This is a genomic window from Pseudomonas saponiphila, from assembly GCF_900105185.1.
GTDB classification, from domain to species: Bacteria; Pseudomonadota; Gammaproteobacteria; order Pseudomonadales; family Pseudomonadaceae; genus Aquipseudomonas; species Aquipseudomonas saponiphila.
The window spans coordinates 331,372-348,851 of the sequence record NZ_FNTJ01000002.1; the positions used below are offsets into that span (position 1 = coordinate 331,372).

General features: G+C 65.5%; 18 protein-coding genes. 8 read left to right on the forward strand and 10 right to left on the reverse strand.

Features of this window, described 5'->3' with window-relative positions:
• Positions 1-28 precede the first annotated feature (28 nt).
• The 3 genes from tag (at position 29) to BLV47_RS23425 (ending at position 1,834) form a co-directional block, all read left to right on the forward strand.
• The gene (gene tag / locus BLV47_RS23415) at positions 29-592 is read left to right on the forward strand and encodes a DNA-3-methyladenine glycosylase I (protein ID WP_092318066.1); all 564 of its coding nucleotides are present in this window, start codon (positions 29-31) and stop codon (positions 590-592) included.
• Between the two features lie 42 nt (positions 593-634).
• Complete coding sequence (locus BLV47_RS23420; protein WP_092318069.1) at positions 635-1,522, forward strand: lysophospholipid acyltransferase; 888 nt, start codon at positions 635-637, stop codon at positions 1,520-1,522.
• 72 nt (positions 1,523-1,594) lie between these two features.
• Entirely contained in the window at positions 1,595-1,834 is a 240-nt protein-coding gene (locus tag BLV47_RS23425; protein ID WP_092318073.1) for a PilZ domain-containing protein, read from the forward strand.
• An 8-nt stretch (positions 1,835-1,842) separates the two neighbouring features.
• On the opposite strand, the gene BLV47_RS23430 is transcribed toward BLV47_RS23425, so the two are convergent.
• The 5 genes from BLV47_RS23430 to def form a co-directional block, all read right to left on the reverse strand.
• A complete protein-coding gene (locus BLV47_RS23430) occupies positions 1,843-2,163 on the reverse strand; it encodes a tetratricopeptide repeat protein (protein ID WP_167365710.1) in 321 nt (106 codons plus the stop codon).
• 80 nt (positions 2,164-2,243) lie between these two features.
• A complete protein-coding gene (gene trkA / locus BLV47_RS23435; protein WP_092318079.1) occupies positions 2,244-3,617 on the reverse strand; it encodes a Trk system potassium transporter TrkA in 1,374 nt (457 codons plus the stop codon).
• Between the two features lie 22 nt (positions 3,618-3,639).
• A complete protein-coding gene (gene rsmB, locus BLV47_RS23440; protein ID WP_092318082.1) occupies positions 3,640-4,965 on the reverse strand; it encodes a 16S rRNA (cytosine(967)-C(5))-methyltransferase RsmB in 1,326 nt (441 codons plus the stop codon).
• The gene (gene fmt, locus BLV47_RS23445; RefSeq protein ID WP_092318085.1) at positions 4,962-5,912 is read right to left on the reverse strand and encodes a methionyl-tRNA formyltransferase; all 951 of its coding nucleotides are present in this window, start codon (positions 5,910-5,912) and stop codon (positions 4,962-4,964) included. Before fmt ends, rsmB begins: the two co-directional genes overlap by 4 nt.
• A gap of 113 nt (positions 5,913-6,025) precedes the next feature.
• On the reverse strand, positions 6,026-6,532 hold the full coding sequence (def, locus tag BLV47_RS23450; RefSeq protein ID WP_011058411.1) for a peptide deformylase: 507 nt from the start codon (positions 6,530-6,532) through the stop codon (positions 6,026-6,028).
• 399 nt (positions 6,533-6,931) lie between these two features.
• On the opposite strand from def, the gene dprA reads away from it, so the two are divergent.
• Both dprA and tsaC read left to right on the forward strand, forming a co-directional pair.
• On the forward strand, positions 6,932-8,038 hold the full coding sequence (dprA, locus tag BLV47_RS23455) for a DNA-processing protein DprA (protein ID WP_092318088.1): 1,107 nt from the start codon (positions 6,932-6,934) through the stop codon (positions 8,036-8,038).
• A 54-nt stretch (positions 8,039-8,092) separates the two neighbouring features.
• The gene (gene tsaC, locus BLV47_RS23460; RefSeq protein WP_016965149.1) at positions 8,093-8,650 is read left to right on the forward strand and encodes an L-threonylcarbamoyladenylate synthase type 1 TsaC; all 558 of its coding nucleotides are present in this window, start codon (positions 8,093-8,095) and stop codon (positions 8,648-8,650) included.
• Positions 8,651-8,714: 64 nt separating this feature from the next.
• Here tsaC and BLV47_RS23465 read toward each other — a convergent pair whose 3' ends face one another.
• Entirely contained in the window at positions 8,715-9,692 is a 978-nt protein-coding gene (locus BLV47_RS23465) for an NADPH:quinone reductase (RefSeq protein WP_092318091.1), read from the reverse strand.
• A 167-nt stretch (positions 9,693-9,859) separates the two neighbouring features.
• Between BLV47_RS23465 and hemF the strand changes: the two genes are divergently transcribed.
• Positions 9,860-10,777, forward strand: a complete 918-nt coding sequence (hemF, locus tag BLV47_RS23470; RefSeq protein ID WP_092318094.1) for an oxygen-dependent coproporphyrinogen oxidase — start codon at positions 9,860-9,862, stop codon at positions 10,775-10,777.
• A gap of 95 nt (positions 10,778-10,872) precedes the next feature.
• Positions 10,873-11,694 (forward strand): shikimate dehydrogenase, encoded by an 822-nt coding sequence (gene aroE / locus BLV47_RS23475; RefSeq protein WP_092318097.1) that lies wholly within the window; start codon positions 10,873-10,875, stop codon positions 11,692-11,694.
• A 102-nt stretch (positions 11,695-11,796) separates the two neighbouring features.
• Here the strand turns inward: aroE and BLV47_RS23480 are convergent, their stop codons facing one another.
• The 3 genes from BLV47_RS23480 to betC form a co-directional block, all read right to left on the reverse strand.
• Positions 11,797-13,365 (reverse strand): SulP family inorganic anion transporter, encoded by a 1,569-nt coding sequence (locus tag BLV47_RS23480; RefSeq protein ID WP_092318100.1) that lies wholly within the window; start codon positions 13,363-13,365, stop codon positions 11,797-11,799.
• Between the two features lie 128 nt (positions 13,366-13,493).
• The gene (gene choX / locus BLV47_RS23485) at positions 13,494-14,411 is read right to left on the reverse strand and encodes a choline ABC transporter substrate-binding protein (protein ID WP_092318103.1); all 918 of its coding nucleotides are present in this window, start codon (positions 14,409-14,411) and stop codon (positions 13,494-13,496) included.
• Between the two features lie 15 nt (positions 14,412-14,426).
• Positions 14,427-15,941 (reverse strand): choline-sulfatase, encoded by a 1,515-nt coding sequence (gene betC, locus BLV47_RS23490; RefSeq protein ID WP_092318106.1) that lies wholly within the window; start codon positions 15,939-15,941, stop codon positions 14,427-14,429.
• A gap of 114 nt (positions 15,942-16,055) precedes the next feature.
• Between betC and BLV47_RS23495 the strand changes: the two genes are divergently transcribed.
• Positions 16,056-17,006, forward strand: a complete 951-nt coding sequence (locus BLV47_RS23495) for a choline sulfate utilization transcriptional regulator (RefSeq protein ID WP_092318109.1) — start codon at positions 16,056-16,058, stop codon at positions 17,004-17,006.
• Here BLV47_RS23495 and BLV47_RS23500 read toward each other — a convergent pair.
• Complete coding sequence (locus tag BLV47_RS23500) at positions 16,972-17,433, reverse strand: DoxX family protein (RefSeq protein WP_092318111.1); 462 nt, start codon at positions 17,431-17,433, stop codon at positions 16,972-16,974. The genes BLV47_RS23495 and BLV47_RS23500 overlap by 35 nt on opposite strands.
• Between the last annotated feature and the right edge of the window lie 47 nt (positions 17,434-17,480).

Below are 17,480 nucleotides of genomic sequence, written 5' to 3' on the forward strand. Positions count from 1 at the left end.
CAGTCCTGCGCACGCCCCCTGGAGCCTTATGCCACGCTGCTTTTGGTGTTCCGAAGATCCGCTGTACATGGCTTATCACGATCAGGAGTGGGGCGTGCCGCTGCGGGATGGGCAGCGTCTGTTCGAGTTGTTATTGCTCGAAGGGTTCCAGGCCGGGCTGTCCTGGATCACCGTACTGAAGAAGCGCGAGCGCTATCGCCAGGTGCTGTTCGGCTTCGATGTACAGCGCGTGGCGCAGATGAGCGACGCCGAGATCGACGACCTGATGCAGGACCCCGGCATCATCCGCAACCGCCTCAAGCTCAATGCCGCTCGGCGCAACGCCCAGGCCTGGCTGGAGCTGGAAGACCCGGTGGCGTTTCTCTGGTCCTTTGTCGGCGGCGAGCCGAAGATCAATCATTTCCGCGACCGCAGCGAGGTACCGGCGGTGACTCCGGAGGCCGAAGCCATGAGCCGCGGCCTGCAGAAAGCCGGCTTCACCTTCGTCGGCCCGACCATCTGCTACGCGCTGATGCAGGCCTCGGGCATGGTCATGGATCACACCCGCGACTGTGATCGCTACGCCATCCTGGCCGATGCGCGGTTAGAATAGCCGGCTCGCGACACGCTTCAGGACCAAGATCAGGAGTCATGTGTGGATAAGTTCAAAGGCGCCCTGCTGGTAGGCGCTCTGCGGTTGTTTGCCCTGCTGCCCTGGCGCGCGGTGCAGGCAGTCGGCGCGGCCATCGGCTGGATCATGTGGAAAACCCCCAATCGCTCCCGCGATGTGGTGCGCATCAACCTGGCCAAGTGTTTTCCACAGATGGACCCCGTCGAGCGCGAGCGCCTGGTGGGCCAGAGCCTGAAAGACATCGGCAAGTCCCTGACCGAAAGCGCCTGCGCCTGGATCTGGCCGGCCGAGCGCTCCCTCGCCCTGGTACGTGAAGTCGAGGGCCTGGACGTACTCAAGGACGCCCTGGCCTCGGGCAAGGGCGTGGTCGGCATCACCAGCCACCTGGGCAACTGGGAAGTGCTCAACCACTTCTACTGCAGCCAGTGCAAACCGATCATTTTCTACCGTCCGCCCAAGCTCAAGGCGGTGGACGAGCTGCTGCGCAAGCAGCGGGTGCAGTTGGGCAACCGCGTGGCGGCCTCCACCAAGGAAGGCATCCTCAGCGTCATCAAGGAAGTGCGCAAAGGTGGTGCGGTGGGTATTCCCGCCGACCCGGAACCGGCCGAATCCGCCGGGATCTTCGTGCCCTTCTTCGCCACTCAGGCCCTGACCAGCAAGTTCGTGCCGAACATGCTGGCCGGCGGCAAGGCGGTGGGGGTGTTCCTCCACGCCCTGCGCCTGCCCGATGGCTCGGGCTACAAGGTGATCCTCGAAGCGGCCCCGGACGACATGTACAGCACCGACACCGAAACCTCCTGCGCAGCCATGAGCAAGGTGGTCGAGCGTTATGTCGGGGCGTATCCAAGCCAGTACATGTGGAGCATGAAACGCTTCAAGAAGCGCCCTCCGGGCGAGGCGCGCTGGTACTGACAGCGCTGGCACGATCTGTGGATAACCTTCTTGCAGGCGTTATCCACAGCACACAGAACAAGGGCGCAGAAGATGTCCGAGCACCGCAAGTCGTTTCGCATCAAGATTTCCCACGAGAGCATCGGCGAATGCCTGGGGCAGACGCGCAACCTGTCTGCCAGTGGCGTCTATGTGCAAAGCCCGGTCCTGGCGCAATTGCCCAAGGGCGCGGTGGTCTATGGCCAGGTGCAAGGCTTGCCGGCGGCGGCGCCCAGGGTGCGCATGGAAGTGGTCCAGGCGGACGCGGAAGGGATCGCCCTGCGCTATCTCTGAGCAGGCGCTCAGGCCCCGGCTTGGCGCTCGAGCTTCTTGATGAACACGGTCATTTCCTTTTCCGCTTGCTTGTCGCCATGGCCGCGGGCGGCCTCCAGGCCCTGCTCCCAGGCCTGGCGCGCCCCTTGAAGGTCGCCCTGTCCCTGGCAAGCCTTGCCCAGCAGCTTCCAGGCGGCTGAATACTTGGGATCGAAGGCCACGCAGCGTTGCAGGTGCTCAACGGCCTTGGCGTACTCGGCCTGATCCAGATAACCCTTGCCCAGACCAAAGCGCAGCAGGGCGTTATCCACACCCTTGGCGAGCATTTTTTCCAGGGATTCCAGCATCACCAATACCTCATCTGTAGAAGCCGGCTTGCCGGCGAACGCGCGCTCAAGGGCCCTTTCGCCGGCAAGCCGGCTCCTGCGCGTCAGAAGAAGCTCAGGCCCACGTGGAACAGCTTCTCCACGTCGCGAATGTGCTTTTTATCCACCAGGAACAGGATCACGTGGTCGCCGGCTTCGATCACCGTATCGTCGTGGGCGATCAGCACTTCCTCATCGCGAATGATCGCGCCGATGGTGGTGCCCGGCGGCAGGCCGATGTTCTCGATGGCGCGGCCGATCACCTTGCTCGACTTGGCGTCGCCGTGGGCGATGGCCTCGATGGCTTCCGCCGCGCCACGGCGCAGGGAGTGCACGCTGACGATGTCGCCACGGCGCACGTGGGCCAGCAGGGTGCCGATGGTGGCCAGTTGCGGGCTGATGGCGATGTCGATGTCGCCGCCCTGGATCAGGTCGACGTAGGCCGGGTTGTTGATGATGGTCATGACCTTCTTCGCCCCCAGGCGCTTGGCCAGCAGCGAGGACATGATGTTGGCCTCGTCGTCGTTGGTCAGGGCCAGGAAGATGTCAGCGTCGGCGATGTTCTCTTCCAGCAGCAGGTCGCGGTCCGAGGCGCTGCCCTGCAGCACCACGGTGCTATCCAGGGTGTCGGACAGGTAGCGGCAACGGGCCGGGTTCATCTCGATGATCTTCACCTGGTAGCGGCTTTCGATGGCCTCGGCCAGGCGTTCGCCGATCTGTCCGCCACCGGCGATGACGATGCGCTTGTAGGATTCCTCCAGGCGGCGCATCTCGCTCATCACCGCGCGGATGTGGGCCTTGGCGGCGATGAAGAACACCTCGTCGTCGGCCTCGATCACCGTATCGCCCTTGGGCATGATTGGCCGGTCGCGCCGGAAGATCGCCGCCACCCGGGTGTCGACGTTGGGCATGTGCTCGCGCAGCTGGCGCAGTTGCTGGCCCACCAGCGGACCGCCGTAGTAGGCCTTGACCGCCACCAGTTGCGCCTTGCCTTCGGCGAAGTCGATCACCTGCAGGGCGCCGGGGTGTTCGATCAGGCGCTTGATGTAGTGGGTCACCACTTGCTCGGGGCTGATCAGCACGTCGACCGGGATTGCGTCGTTGTCGAACAGCCCGGCGCGGGTCAGGTAGGCGGATTCGCGCACCCGGGCGATCTTGGTCGGCGTGTTGAACAGGGTGTGGGCGACCTGGCAGGCGATCATGTTGGTTTCGTCGCTGTTGGTCACCGCTACCAGCATGTCGGCGTCGTCGGCTCCGGCTTGGCGCAACACCGTGGGAAAGGAGCCGCGGCCTTGCACGGTGCGGATGTCCAGGCGATCGCCGAGGCCGCGCAGGCGTTCGCCGTCGGTGTCCACCACGGTGATGTCGTTGGCTTCGCTGGCCAGGTGCTCCGCCAGTGTGCCGCCCACTTGCCCGGCGCCGAGGATGATGATCTTCATCCAGTCACTCCCTTAAAACCGTTTAGCCGCGTGCGGCGGCGATCTTGATCAACTTGGCGTAGTAGAAGCCGTCATGGCCGCCCTCTTGCGCCAGCAACTGGCGTCCGTGGGGCTGCTTGAGACCGGCCGCAGGCTGCCCCAGCTGGCCGCCGATGTCCAATTCACGGGCACCCGGGGTACGGCCGAGGAACGCCTCGATGACTTCGGTGTTCTCGGTGGGCAGGGTCGAGCAGGTGGCGTAGAGCAGGATGCCGCCCACTTCCAGGGTCTGCCACAGGGCGTCCAGCAGCTCGCCTTGCAGCTGCGCCAGGGCGGCGATGTCTTCCGGTTGGCGGGTCAGCTTGATGTCCGGGTGGCGACGGATCACCCCGGTGGCCGAGCACGGCGCGTCCAGCAGGATGCGCTGGAACGGCTGGCCGTCCCACCAGGCCTGGGTGTCGCGGCCGTCGGCGGCAATCAGTTGGGCATCGAGCTTCAGGCGGTCGAGGTTCTCCCGCACCCGCACCAGGCGCTTGGCTTCCAGATCCACCGCCACCACACCGCTCAGGGCCGGTTGCACTTCGAGGATATGGCAGGTCTTGCCCCCCGGCGCGCAGCAGGCGTCCAGCACCCGTTGTCCCGGCGCCAGCTCCAGCAGCTCGGCGGCCAGTTGCGCGGCTTCGTCCTGCACGCTGATCCAGCCTTCGGCAAAGCCCGGCAGGCTGCGTACATCGCCAGCTTCGTCGAGGACGATACCGTCCTGGCTGTAGATGCAGGCCTTGGCCGCCACTCCCGCTTCGCTCAGCAGCTTCAGGTAGGCGTCTCGCGAATGGTGCCGGCGATTGACCCGCAGGATCATCGGCGGGTGGGCGTTGTTGGCGGCGCAGATGGCTTCCCAGTGCTCGGGCCAGAAGGCCTTGAGGGATTTTTGCAGCCAGCGCGGGTGGGCGGTACGCACCACCGGGTCGTGTTCCAGCTCGGCCAGCAGCTCCGCGCTTTCACGCTGGGCGCGGCGCAGCACGGCGTTGAGCAGGGCCTTGGCCCAGGGCTTTTTCAGCTTGTCGGCGCAACCCACGGTTTCGCCGATGGCGGCGTGGGCCGGCACTCGGGTGTAGAGCAGTTGATAGAGCCCCACCAGCAGCAGCGCCTCGACATCGGCATCGGCGGCCTTGAATGGCTTCTGCAGCAGCTTGGCCGCCAGCGCCGACAGCCGTGGCTGCCAGCGCGCGGTGCCGAAGGCCAGGTCCTGGGTGAAGCCGCGATCCCGGGCCTCGACCTTGTCCAGCTGGATCGGCAGCGAGCTGTTGAGCGAGGCCTTGCCGTTGAGTACCGCGGTCAGGGCCTTGGCGGCGGCCAGGCGCGGGTTCATTGGCCGTCCGCCGCTTGGCCGAGGACGGTGCCGAGGGCGAACTTCTCGCGGCGGCTGTTGAACAGGTCGCTGAAGTTCAGCGCCTTGCCGCCGGGCAGTTGCAGGCGGGTCAGGCACAGCGCCTGTTCACCGCAGGCGACCAGCAGGCCGTCCTTGCTGGCGCCGAGAATCTCGCCCGGGGCGCCACGGCCGTCGGCCAGGGTCGCGGCCAGGACTTTCAGGGCTTCGCCATTCAAGGTGCTGTGACAGATCGGCCAGGGATTGAAGGCGCGGATCAGGCGTTCCAGTTCCACGGCGGGGCGGTTCCAGTCGATGCGTGCCTCGTCCTTGTTCAGCTTGTGGGCGTAGGTGGCCAGGCTGTCGTCCTGGACTTCGCCTTGCAGGGTGCCGGCGGCCAGGCCTTCGATGGCTTGCAGCACGGCCGGCGGACCCAGCTCGGCCAGGCGGTCGTGCAGGCTGCCGCCGGTGTCTTGGGCGCTGATCGGGGTGCTGACCTTGAGCAGCATCGGCCCGGTGTCCAGGCCGGCTTCCATGCGCATCACGGTCACACCACTGCTTGCATCACCGGCTTCTACGGCGCGCTGGATCGGCGCGGCACCGCGCCAGCGCGGCAGCAGGGAGGCGTGGCTGTTGATGCAGCCCAGGCGCGGAATATCCAGTACCACCTGAGGCAGGATCAGGCCGTAGGCCACCACCACCATCAGGTCCGGCTTGAGCGCCGCCAGTTCGGCCTGGGCCTCGGCGTTGCGCAGGGTCGGCGGTTGCAGCACCGGGATCTGGTGTTCCAGGGCCAACTGCTTGACCGGGCTGGGCATCAGCTTCTGTCCACGTCCGGCCGGGCGGTCCGGCTGGGTGTAGACCGCGACGATCTGATGAGGGCTGTCGAGCAGGGCCTTGAGGTGTTCAGCGGCGAATTCGGGGGTGCCGGCAAAGACGATGCGCATCATGGGTACTCGCTTAGAAAGGGGACGCAGGTAAAACGATCGCGGGCAAGCCCGCTCCTACACAATTTCGCCATTGTAGGAGCGGGCTTGCCCGCGATGCACCACTGGATAAGGAATCAAGCCTGCTGGCGATGCTGCTTTTCCAGCTTCTTCTTGATCCGGTCACGCTTGAGCGTGGACAGGTAATCGACGAACAGCTTGCCGTTGAGGTGGTCGCATTCGTGCTGGATGCACACCGCCAGCAAGCCTTCGGCGATCAGTTCATAGGGCTGGCCGTCGCGGTCCAGGGCCTTGATCTTGACCCGCTGCGGGCGGTCGACGTTTTCATAGAAACCCGGCACCGACAGGCAGCCTTCCTGGTACTGGTCCATCTCGTCGGTCAGGGCTTCGAATTCGGGGTTGATGAACACCCGGGGCTCGCTGCGGTCTTCGGACAGGTCCATGACCACCACGCGTTTGTGCACGTTGACCTGGGTCGCCGCCAGGCCGATGCCTGGGGCCTCATACATTGTTTCAAACATGTCGTCGACCAACTGACGCACTTCGTCGTCCACTACGGCCACTGGCTTGGCGATAGTGCGCAGGCGCGGATCAGGGAATTCGAGGATGTTTAAAATGGCCATAAGCGTAATTGCTACACGTGTGAAGTAAGGGCGGAGTCGGCGTCTGCGCAGGTGCTGGACCTGGGCCGCCGATGCAAAACGTGCTCTGGGAGCGAGCGAGCCGCGCAGGCTCTGGCGTTTTACGCGAGTGCACATAATAAAGGGATTCAGCCCCTGAGGAAATCACTGTTCGCCCTGCTGCTATTGGGCTGGGCTGCCACCGATCGGACCTGCCAGCGGCTGCATCAGGTCCGATTGACGCGCTTGCGGTTGGCTGCACGGGGCGTCGGGCAGAGCTTGGCCGACGTTGGCAGGGTGTCTCCCTGAGGCAGCGGGAAACCTTTCCTCAACAAGTTACCAACAGACTTATCCACAGCTTGTTCCGGCCCTCGCCGGACCGATGACGATCAAGGATGATCCATGTCGCACTCGATTAGTGCCGCCATTTCCCCCGCGGAACTGGAAGCCCGTTTACGTTTGCATGCTCTGCCCGCCTTGGGTGCCATGCGCTTTGGGCGTTTGCTCCAGGCCTTCGGTTCAGCCTCCAAGGCCCTCAGTGCCCCGGCCCGTGCCTGGCACTCGCTGGGGCTGCCGACGGCCTGCACCGATGCCCGACGCAGCGTCGAAGTCCGGGATAGCGCCCGCCGCGCGCTGGCCTGGATAGACAACCAGGCCCAGCATTTGCTGATGTCTGACCAGCCCGACTATCCGCCTCTGCTGGCGCAACTGGAGGATGCGCCACCGCTGTTGTTCGTGGCCGGCGATCCGTCGATTCTTCAACGGCCGCAGTTGGCGCTGGTGGGCAGCCGTCGGGCTTCGCGTCCGGGACTGGACACTGCCGCAGCGTTTTCCCGGAGCCTGGCCGCCGCCGGATTCGTGATCACCAGCGGCTTGGCCCTGGGCATCGATGGCGCTGCGCACCAGGCGGCCTTGGACGTTGCTGGGCATACCGTGGGGGTGCTGGGCACGGGCCTGGAAAATTGTTATCCACAGCGGCATCGAGCTCTGGCCAGGGCGATGATCGACCAGGGCAGCGCGGTGATTTCCGAGTTCCCCCTGGACACCGGCCCGCGTCCGGAGCACTTCCCCCGACGCAACCGGATCATCAGTGGCTTGTCCCTGGGGGTGCTGGTGGTGGAAGCCAGTGTTGCCAGCGGTTCGCTGATCACCGCCCGCCTGGCGGCCGAGCAAGGCCGCGAGGTGTATGCGATCCCAGGTTCTATTCATCACCCCGGTGCCCGGGGTTGTCACCAACTGATCCGTGAGGGCGCGGTGCTGGTGGAAAGCGTGCAGCACATCCTGGAAACCCTGCGAGGCTGGCAACACCTGCCACCGCCCGCTGCGGCGCCGCTGGAGGCCAGTGAACATCCGCTGCTGGCCCTGCTTCAGGCGGCTCCCCACAGCAGCGAGGCCCTGGCGCTTGCCAGCGGCTGGTCCCTGCCACGGGTGCTGGCGGCACTGACCGAGCTGGAAATCGAGGCTCGGGCCGTCAACGAAAACGGCCGCTGGTTTGCGCGTCTGAGCTAGGTTTTATAGGCAGGATCGGTAAACTGCGCACAGCTTTTATCTGGAGATTCGGCAATGGTCAGCAGTTGGCGTGTGCAACAAGCCGCACGAGAGATTCGCGCAGGGGCGGTGATTGCCTACCCAACCGAAGCGGTCTGGGGCCTGGGGTGCGATCCGTGGAACGAAGAGGCGGTGGATCGCCTGCTGGCGATCAAGTCACGCTCGGTGGACAAGGGCCTGATTCTGATCGCCGACAACATCCACCAGTTCGACTTTCTCTTCGAGGATTTCCCCGACACTTGGATCGAGCGCATGTCCAGCACCTGGCCGGGTCCCAACACCTGGCTGGTGCCCCATCAGAACCTGCTGCCGGAGTGGGTCACCGGGGTGCATGACACGGTGGCGTTGCGGGTTAGCGACCATCCGCTGGTGCGCGAACTGTGTGCGTTGGTGGGGCCGCTGATTTCCACCTCGGCCAATCCCCAGGGGCGGCCGGCGGCGCGCACGCGGTTGCGCATCGAGCAGTACTTCCGCGGGCAACTGGACCTGGTGCTCACCGGCAGCCTGGGCGGGCGCAAGAACCCGAGCCTGATCCGCGATCTGGCCACCGGCAGGGTGGTGCGGCCTTCCTGATGCGCTGCGCCGGCCAGCCGGCTCCTACGATGATCTGTAGGAGCCGGCTGGCCGGCGAAGGCGCTCAAGGCAACAGCACGGTCGAGCCAGTGGTGCGCCGCGCCGACAGCTCGATATGGGCCTTGGCGGCATCCGCCAGGGCGAAGCGCTGGCCGATCTCGATCTTCAACTTGCCGCTGGCGATCATGCCGAACAGATCGTCGGCCATGCGCTGCAGGTTTTCGGCATTGTTGGCGTAGCTGGCCAGGGTTGGGCGGGTGACATACAGCGAGCCCTTGGCCGAGAGAATCCCCAGGTTCACCCCGTCCACCGCGCCCGAGGCGTTGCCGAAGCTGACCATCAGCCCGCGGGGTGCCAGGCAATCCAGGGAGGTCAGCCAGGTGTCCTTGCCCACGCCGTCGTAGACCACCGGGCACTTCTTGCCATCGGTCAGTTCCAGCACTCGCTGGGCCACGTCTTCATGGCTGTAGTCGATGGTTTCCCAGGCGCCCAGGGCCTTGGCGATGGCGGCCTTTTCCGGCGAGCTGACGGTGCCGATCAGTTTCACCCCCAGGGCCTTGGCCCACTGGCAGGCCAGGGAGCCGACGCCGCCGGCGGCCGCGTGAAACAGTACGGTTTCGCCACCCTTGAGTTCGTAGGTCTGGCGCAGCAGGTACTGCACGGTCAGGCCCTTGAGCATCACCCCGGCCGCCTGTTCGAAGCTGATGGCGTCCGGCAGGTGCACCAGGTTGGCTTCGGGCAGCACGTGCACATCGCTGTAGGCGCCCAGCGGGCCGCTGCCATAGGCCACCCGATCGCCGACCTTGAAGCGGGTCACCGCGCTGCCCACGGCTTCCACGACCCCGGCCCCCTCGGCGCCCAGGCCCGACGGCAGCGACGGCGGTGCGTACAGGCCGCTGCGGAAATAGGTATCGATGAAGTTCAGGCCGATGGCCTGGTTGCTGACGCGAACCTGCTGCGGACCCGGTTCGGCGGGCTGGTAATCCACATACTCGAGCACTTCGGGGCCGCCATGGGCGCGAAACTGTATACGTTTGGCCATCTGCACTCACTCCTTGGTCGTCGCGTGAAAGGGCTCTATCGGACTCCTCTGCTTGACCTTCGTCAACTGCGAGTGGACACAGTGCGGTGTTATGCTACGCGCCCATTTGCGCCGGCGCAGGTTTCATCCCTGGCGCCGCCCAGCTTTGCCCGATTCAAGGTGATGCCATGACTACCCGCACCGAGGCCGTGAAAGCCTACCTGCTCGACCTGCAAGATCGTATCTGCACTGCCCTGGAAACCGAAGACGGCGGCGCGCGCTTCATCGAGGATGCCTGGACACGGCCTGCCGGCGGTGGCGGACGCACCCGGGTGATCGGTGGCGGTGCAGTGATCGAAAAGGGCGGGGTCAACTTCTCCCACGTGTTCGGCAGTGGCCTGCCGCCTTCGGCCAGCGCCCATCGTCCGGAACTGGCCGGCCGCGGGTTCGAGGCCCTGGGTGTGTCCCTGGTGATCCACCCGCACAACCCTCATGTGCCGACCTCCCACGCCAACGTGCGTTTCTTCATTGCCGAGAAGGAAGGTGAAGAACCGGTCTGGTGGTTCGGCGGTGGCTTCGACCTGACCCCCTACTACGGCAATGAAGAAGACTGCGTGCACTGGCACCGGGTCGCCGAACGCGCCTGCGCGCCTTTCGGCCCGGATGTCTACTCGCGCTACAAGGCCTGGTGCGACAGCTACTTCCACATCAAGCACCGCAACGAGCCCCGGGGCATCGGCGGTCTGTTCTTCGACGACTTGAACGAGTGGGACTTCGACACCTGCTTCGCCTTCATGCGCGCCATCGGCGATGCCTATATCGAGGCTTACCTGCCCATCGTCCAGCGCCGCAAGGCCGCCGCCTACACCGAGCAGCAGCGCGAGTTCCAGGAATTCCGCCGTGGCCGCTACGTGGAGTTCAACCTGGTCTACGACCGTGGCACCCTGTTCGGCCTGCAATCGGGCGGGCGTACCGAGTCGATCCTCATGTCGCTGCCGCCGCAAGTGCGCTGGGGCTACGACTGGAAGGCCGAGCCGGGCACCGAAGAGGCGCGCCTGACCGAGTATTTCCTGCAGGACCGCGACTGGCTGGCGGCCAGCCACTAACCCACCCCCACCGTGTAGGAGCCGGCTTGCCGGCGAAACGGCCTTCAAGGCGGACGCGGCTCCTACCCGTGTGTGTTGAGCAAATGGGATGAGAGATGGACCAGTACGTTGTCTTTGGTAATCCGATCGGCCACAGCAAATCGCCGCTGATCCATCGGCTGTTCGCCCAGCAGACCGGCCAGCAGCTGGAATACAACACCCTGCTGGCGCCCCTGGACGATTTCGTCGGCGCCGCTCGGCGTTTCTTCGCCGAGGGCCGCGGGGCCAACGTCACCGTGCCGTTCAAGGAAGACGCTTATCGCCTGTGCGACAGCCTGACCGAGCGCGCACAGCGTGCCGGTGCGGTGAACACCCTGAGCAAGCAGGCCGACGGCAGGTTGCTGGGGGACAACACCGACGGCGCCGGACTGGTGCGCGACCTGACGGTCAACGCCGGGGTCAGCCTCAAGGGCAAACGCATCCTCCTCCTGGGAGCCGGGGGCGCCGTGCGCGGGGCCCTGGAGCCTTTGCTGGCGCAGCAGCCGGCCTCGGTGGTGATCGCCAACCGCACCGTGGAAAAAGCCGAGCGGCTGGCGGAGCTCTTTGCCGACCTGGGCCCGGTGTCGGCCAGTGGTTTCGACTGGCTGCAGGAGTCGGTGGACCTGATCATCAATGCCACTTCCGCCAGCCTGTCGGGCGAATTGCCGCCGATTGCCGGCAGCCTGATCGAGCCGGGCCAGACGGTGTGCTACGACATGATGTACGGCAAGGAACCGACGCCGTTCTGCCGCTGGGCCAGTGATCACCGGGCGGCGCTGGTGCTCGATGGCCTGGGCATGCTGGCCGAGCAGGCGGCGGAAGCCTTCTTCCTGTGGCGTGGCGTGCGTCCGGACAGCGCCCCGGTACTGGCCGAACTGCGCCGCCAGCTGGCGCAGTAACCCACCCCCCTGTAGGAGCTGGCTTGCCAGCGAAGGTAGCCTCAAGACTGGCGCCAGGTCCAAGGGCCTGTTCGCCGGCAAGCCGGCTCCTACGGATGGGGTTCAGTCTTCGAAGTGGATCGGGCAGTGCTCCGCGCCTTCGAGCTTGATCAATTCCTCTTTCACCGCCTGCCGCGCCCGGCGCAGGGTCAGGCTGCGCTCCTGGCGTTTGAGCCGGCGGGCTTCCTGATGCAGCATCGCCACCCCTGAATAGTCGATGAAGTTGATCTGCCGGGCGTCGATCACCAGCCTGGGCGCGTGGCAGCGTTGCATGCGCACCTGCAGGTAATGGCTGGCGCCGAAGAAGATCGAGCCGCCGACCCGCAGGATGTCCGCATCGCCCTCGCTGGACTGCTGCACCCGTGGTTGCGAAGTGCGCTTGAGGTAAAAGAACAGCGACGCCAGGACCCCGGCATAGATCGCGGTCTGCAGCTCCAGGAGCAAGGTGGCGACGCAGGTCAGGCTCATCACCAGGAATTCGGCGCGGCTGACCCGGAACAGGTCACGGATGCCCCGATGATCCACCAGCCCCCAGCAGATCAGCAGGATGCTGCCGGCCATGGCCGGAATCGGGATGTGGGCGATCAACCCGGCGCCGACTACCGCGAACAGCGCCACCCACAGCGCCGAGAACACCCCGGCCAGGGGCGAGCGGGCACCGGCTTCGTAGCTCAGGCCCGAGCGGGTGAAGGAACCGGAGGACAGGTAGCCGGAAAAAAACGCCCCGACCATGTTCGACAGGCCCTGGGCGCGGACTTCCTGGTTGGCGTCGAGCAGTTGTTCCGAGCGTATCGACAGCGAGCGGGCAATCGACAGGCTGGTGACCAGCCCCAGCATGCCCACCGCCACGGCACTGGGCAGCAGCCGCAGGATCAGCTCCAGATCCAGTGGCAGCGGGCTCAAGGGCGGCAGGCGGCCGACAAAGGCGCTGACCAGCTTGACCTGGCCGAACAGCCCCGGCAGCAGCCACACCAGCAGGGCACTGAGCACCAGGCTGAGCAGCAGGCCCGGCCCGCGTGGCGCCAGCAGCTTCAGGCCCAGCCCTATCCCCAGGCTGCCGAGCCCCAGCAGCAGCGACGGCCGGTCCACGGCGTCCAGGTGCTCCAGCAACTGGCTCAGGCTGCCCAGAGCGGTGGTCTGGCTCGGCAGTTCCAGGCCCAGCAGGTTGGGCAACTGCCCCAGGGCGATCACCACGGCCGCGCCAAGGGTGAAGCCCAGCACCACCGAGTGCGAGACGAAGTTCACCAGCGCCCCGAAACGCAGCAGCCCCAGCAGCCACTGGAAGACCCCGGCCAGCAGGGTCAGCAGCAGGATCAGGGTGATGTAGTCCTCGGACGCCGGCACCGCCAGGGGGCTGACACTGGCATACAGCACGATGGAAATCGCCGCCGTCGGGCCGCAGATCAGGTGCCAGGACGAGCCCCAGAGGCAGGCCACCAGCACCGGGACTATGGCCGCGTACAGCCCGTACTCCGGCGGCAGGCCGGCAATCAGCGCATAGGCGATCGATTGCGGCAGGGCGAGGATCGCGCCACTGAGCCCCACCAGCAGATCACGACCGACGCTGGCGCGGGTCTGCTGCGGCAGCCAGGCGAGAAAAGGCAGGAGTGAATGGCGGTTGGGCCAGGCCATGGTTGCTCACGGATGGGTTGATTCGAGGGGGCCAGGGTAAAGCATTGTCCGGCCTCGGGCATGTGCCGAGGCTGGCCCCTCATCCCGTAGGAGCCGGCTTGCCGGCGAATGGCCGAAGCACCTCGGGCTTACAACTTGCCCTTCACCGCCGCCAGGGCCTCTTGGTCATCAATGGTCCGCACCCCTTCCAGCCACTGTTCCAGCACCGCCGGGTTGGCCTTGATCCAGGCCTTGGCGGCCTCGGCGTTGCTGACCTTGTTGTTCACCACCTCGGCCATGATGGCGTTCTCCATGTCCTGGGTGAAACGCAGGTTGCCCAGGAGCTTGCCGACATTCGGGCAGGCCTGTGCATAACCCTTGCGGGTCAGGGTGTAGACGCTGCCGCTGGCGCCGAAGTACTGCTCGCCGCCGGTGAGGTAACGCATGTTCAACTGCACGTTCATCGGGTGCGGGGTCCAGCCGAGGAAGGTCACGAAGCGTTGCTTTCTGGTGGCCCGGGTCACTTCGGCAAGCATCGCCTGTTCGCTGGACTCGATCAGCTTCCACTGGCCGAGATTGAACTGGTTGTGCTTGATGATCTCCTGCAGCGACAGGTTGGCCGGGGCACCGGAGCCGATGCCGTAGATCTTCTTGTCGAACTTGTCGGCGAAGGTGTTCAGGTCGGCGAAATCATGCACCCCGGCGTTCCACACGTAGTCCGGAACCGCCAGGGTGAACTCGGTGCCTTCCAGGTTCTTCGCCAGTTGGATGACCTCGCCATTGGCCACGAACTTGTCGTAGAAACCCTGTTGCGCCGGCATCCAGTTGCCCAGGAACACATCCACCTGGCCGTCCTTGAGGCCGCCGTAGGTAATCGGCACCGCCAGGGTGTCGATCTTGGTCTTGTAGCCCATGCCCTCCAGCAGAAAGCTGGCAATGGCATTGGTGGCGGCGATGTCGCTCCAGCCCGGATCGGCCAGCTTCACGGTTGCGCACGAGTCGGCCCAGGCGGCCGTGCTGCCCAGAGCCAGGAGCCCGAACGCCAGCGCTGTGGATAACTTTTTCATGCTCTTCCCCTTGGATTATTGGTTTTGGCAGGGTTGTGGATAACGCGCCTTGCGCTCCAGATCGTCGAGGTCGATGTGGTTGCGCATGTACTGCGCGCTGGCGTCGACCAGTGGCTGGTGATCCCAGCTCTTGCGCGTGCCCCGGTTCAGGGCGTCGGCCACCAGACGGCGGCGGCGCTGGCTGGCCAGGACCTGTTGGTGAATGAGCGGGATGTCCCACTTGGCCCGGGCCTCGGCGAGGAAGGCGTCGAACAGCGTTCGGTGCTCGGCCGAGCGGCTGAGGTCGATACGCTCTTGCGGGTCGTTGGCGACATCGAAGAGCAGGCAGGGGTCGTCTTCGCTGTAGATGAATTTGTAGGCGCCCCGGCGAATCATCATCAGCGGGCTGACAGTGCCTTCGGCCATGTATTCGCCGAACACTTCGTCGTGGCCGCCCTGCCCCAGCAGATGGGGGACCAGGGAGCGGCCGTCCAGGGGCAGGTTGGGCTCCACACGGCCGCCGGCCAGTTCCACCAGGGTCGGCAGCAGGTCGGCGGTGGACACCGCGGCGCCGACCCGCCCGGCGGCGAACTGCCCTGGCGCGCAGATCAGCAGCGGCACCCGGGCGGCCATTTCGAACCAGTGCATTTTGTACCAGAGGCCACGCTCGCCAAGCATGTCGCCGTGGTCGCCGGAAAACACGATCAGGGTGTCGTCCGCCAGCCCGGTGTCTTCCAGGGTCTGCAGCAGCTTGCCGACGTTGCTGTCGATGTAGCTGCAGGCGCCGAAATAGGCCCGCCGCGCGTCGCGGATCTTATCCACAGGCAGCGGCTTGTCCCACAGGTCATAGACCTTGAGCAGGCGCTGGGAGTGCGGGTCCAGCTCGCTCTGCGGCGGGGTCTGGGGCAGTGGGATGTCGTCGTCGCGGTACAGGTCCCAGAACGCCTTGGGAATGGTGTAGGGATCGTGGGGGTGGGTCATGGACACGGTCAGGCAGAACGGCTGGTCGCCGCCTGCGCGAACGTGGTCGAACAGGTATTGCCGGGCCTTGAATACCACCTCCTCATCGAAATCCAGCTGGTTGGTGCGCACGCAAGGGCCGGCCTGCAGCACCGAGGACATGTTGTGGTACCAGCTGGGGCGCACTTGGGGCTCATCCCAGTTGACTGCCCAGCCGTAGTCGGCGGGGTAGATGTCGGTGGTCAGGCGCTCTTCGTAGCCGTGCAACTGGTCCGGGCCGCAGAAGTGCATCTTGCCCGACAGCGCGGTGCGGTAGCCCAGGCGCCGCAGGTAGTGGGCGTAGGTGGGCACGTCGGCGGGAAAGTCCGCGGCGTTGTCGTAGGCGCCGATCTTGCTCGGCAACTGGCCGCTGACCAGGGTGAAGCGCGAAGGCGCGCACAGTGGGCTGTTGCAGTAGGCGGCGTCGAACACCACGCCCCGGGCGGCCAGGCGGCTGAGGTGCGGTAGCTGGATCGGCGATGGCCCGTAGAACGGCAGCAAGGGCGCCGCCATCTGGTCGGCCATGATGAAAAGAATGTTCTTGCGCTTCATGTGTTCGCGGCATTCCATAGTCGACGGTTATGCGAAAGTGCTGCGATCGAGCATGGATTCCATGTCTTTTGCGGTAAAGCCCATGTGCGGCAATGACTAGGATAAGTACAACTTATGTATGAAAGCCTTGGTGACCTGTCCCTGGACCTGCTTCGGGTGTTTGAAGCGGCCGCGCGTCTGCGCAGCTTCACCGCGGCGGCGGTGGAACTGGGCACTACCCAGCCGGCCATCAGCCAGCAGATCAAGCGTCTGGAAGAGCAGTTGCAGGTGCGCCTGTTCGACCGCATCTACCGCGGCATCGAGTTGACCGAGTCCGGCGTGCTGTTGCTGGAACAGGTGCAGGCCGGCCTGCAGAGCATCGATGCCGGCCTCACTGCCCTGGCCCGGCAGCATCAGCATGAGGTGTTGCAAGTGGCCACGGATTTCGCCTTCGCCGCCTATTGGCTGATGCCGCGCCTGCATCGCTTCCATGCGGCCAACCCCCAGGTGGACGTCAGCCTGGTGACCAGCGAGCGCAGCCACAGCATGTTGCGCAGCGATATCGATGTGGCCGTGCTGTTTGGCGACGGCCGTTTCAAACATGGCGAAAGCCGCTGGTTGTTCAGCGAGGAAGTGTTCCCGGTGTGCAGCCCGCTGCTGCTCAAGGAGCGCCTGGCGCCCCTGCCCGCCCATGCCCTGCTGGAGATGCCGCTGCTGCACCTGCGGGGGGAAAACGCCAGTCACTGGTTCGACTGGAGCGGGGTGTTCCGCGAACTGGGCCTGGCAGGCGCCCCGCCCCCCGGGCAATTGCGTTTCGACAATTACACCCTGCTGATCCAGGCGGCCATCGGCGGCCAGGGGGTGGCCATCGGTTGGCGTCATCTGGTGGACGATCTGTTGGCACAGGGGCTGTTGTGCCGACCGATCGCCCAGAGCGCGCTGTCCGCCTACGGCTATTACGTGGTGCTGCCGCCGCGCAAGCGGCGTGGGCCGTTGATCCAGCGCTTCGTCGACTGGCTGATGGCCGAGCAGGCCGGCAGTGCCCAGTCCCTCAGGGGGCTGGCGTTGCCGTCCATTGCCCTGTAGGCGGCGCCTTGAACAGGCTCCACAGGGACAGCGCGCCGTTGCCCAGGCACACCAGCGCCAGCGATACCACGGCGAGGAAGGCCAGGTATTCCCAGCCACCCCCCGGGCTGGTGTAGATCCAGCCGTGGGCGCCGTGGACGAAGACGATCGCCCCTAGCAGCATCGGCATCAGCCCCAGGGCGATCCAGCGCACGCCGACCCCGAAGATCAGCAGCAAGCCGCCCACCAGTTCGGCGCACACCGCCGGGTAGGTCAGCCACTCGGGCATGCCGGTGGCGCTGAACAGCTTGAGGGTGCCCGGCCAGCCCAGGACCAGGATCTTGAACAGGGCGTGGGCGATGTACATGGCGCCCAGGGCCAGGCGCAGCAACAGGGCGGCCCATTGTTCCGGTGCCCGGAGCGGCGAGCTGATTGAGAGTGCAGGCATATGACAAGTCCTTGTGAGGTGGAAGGTGCGGGTTGAGTACTGAATGT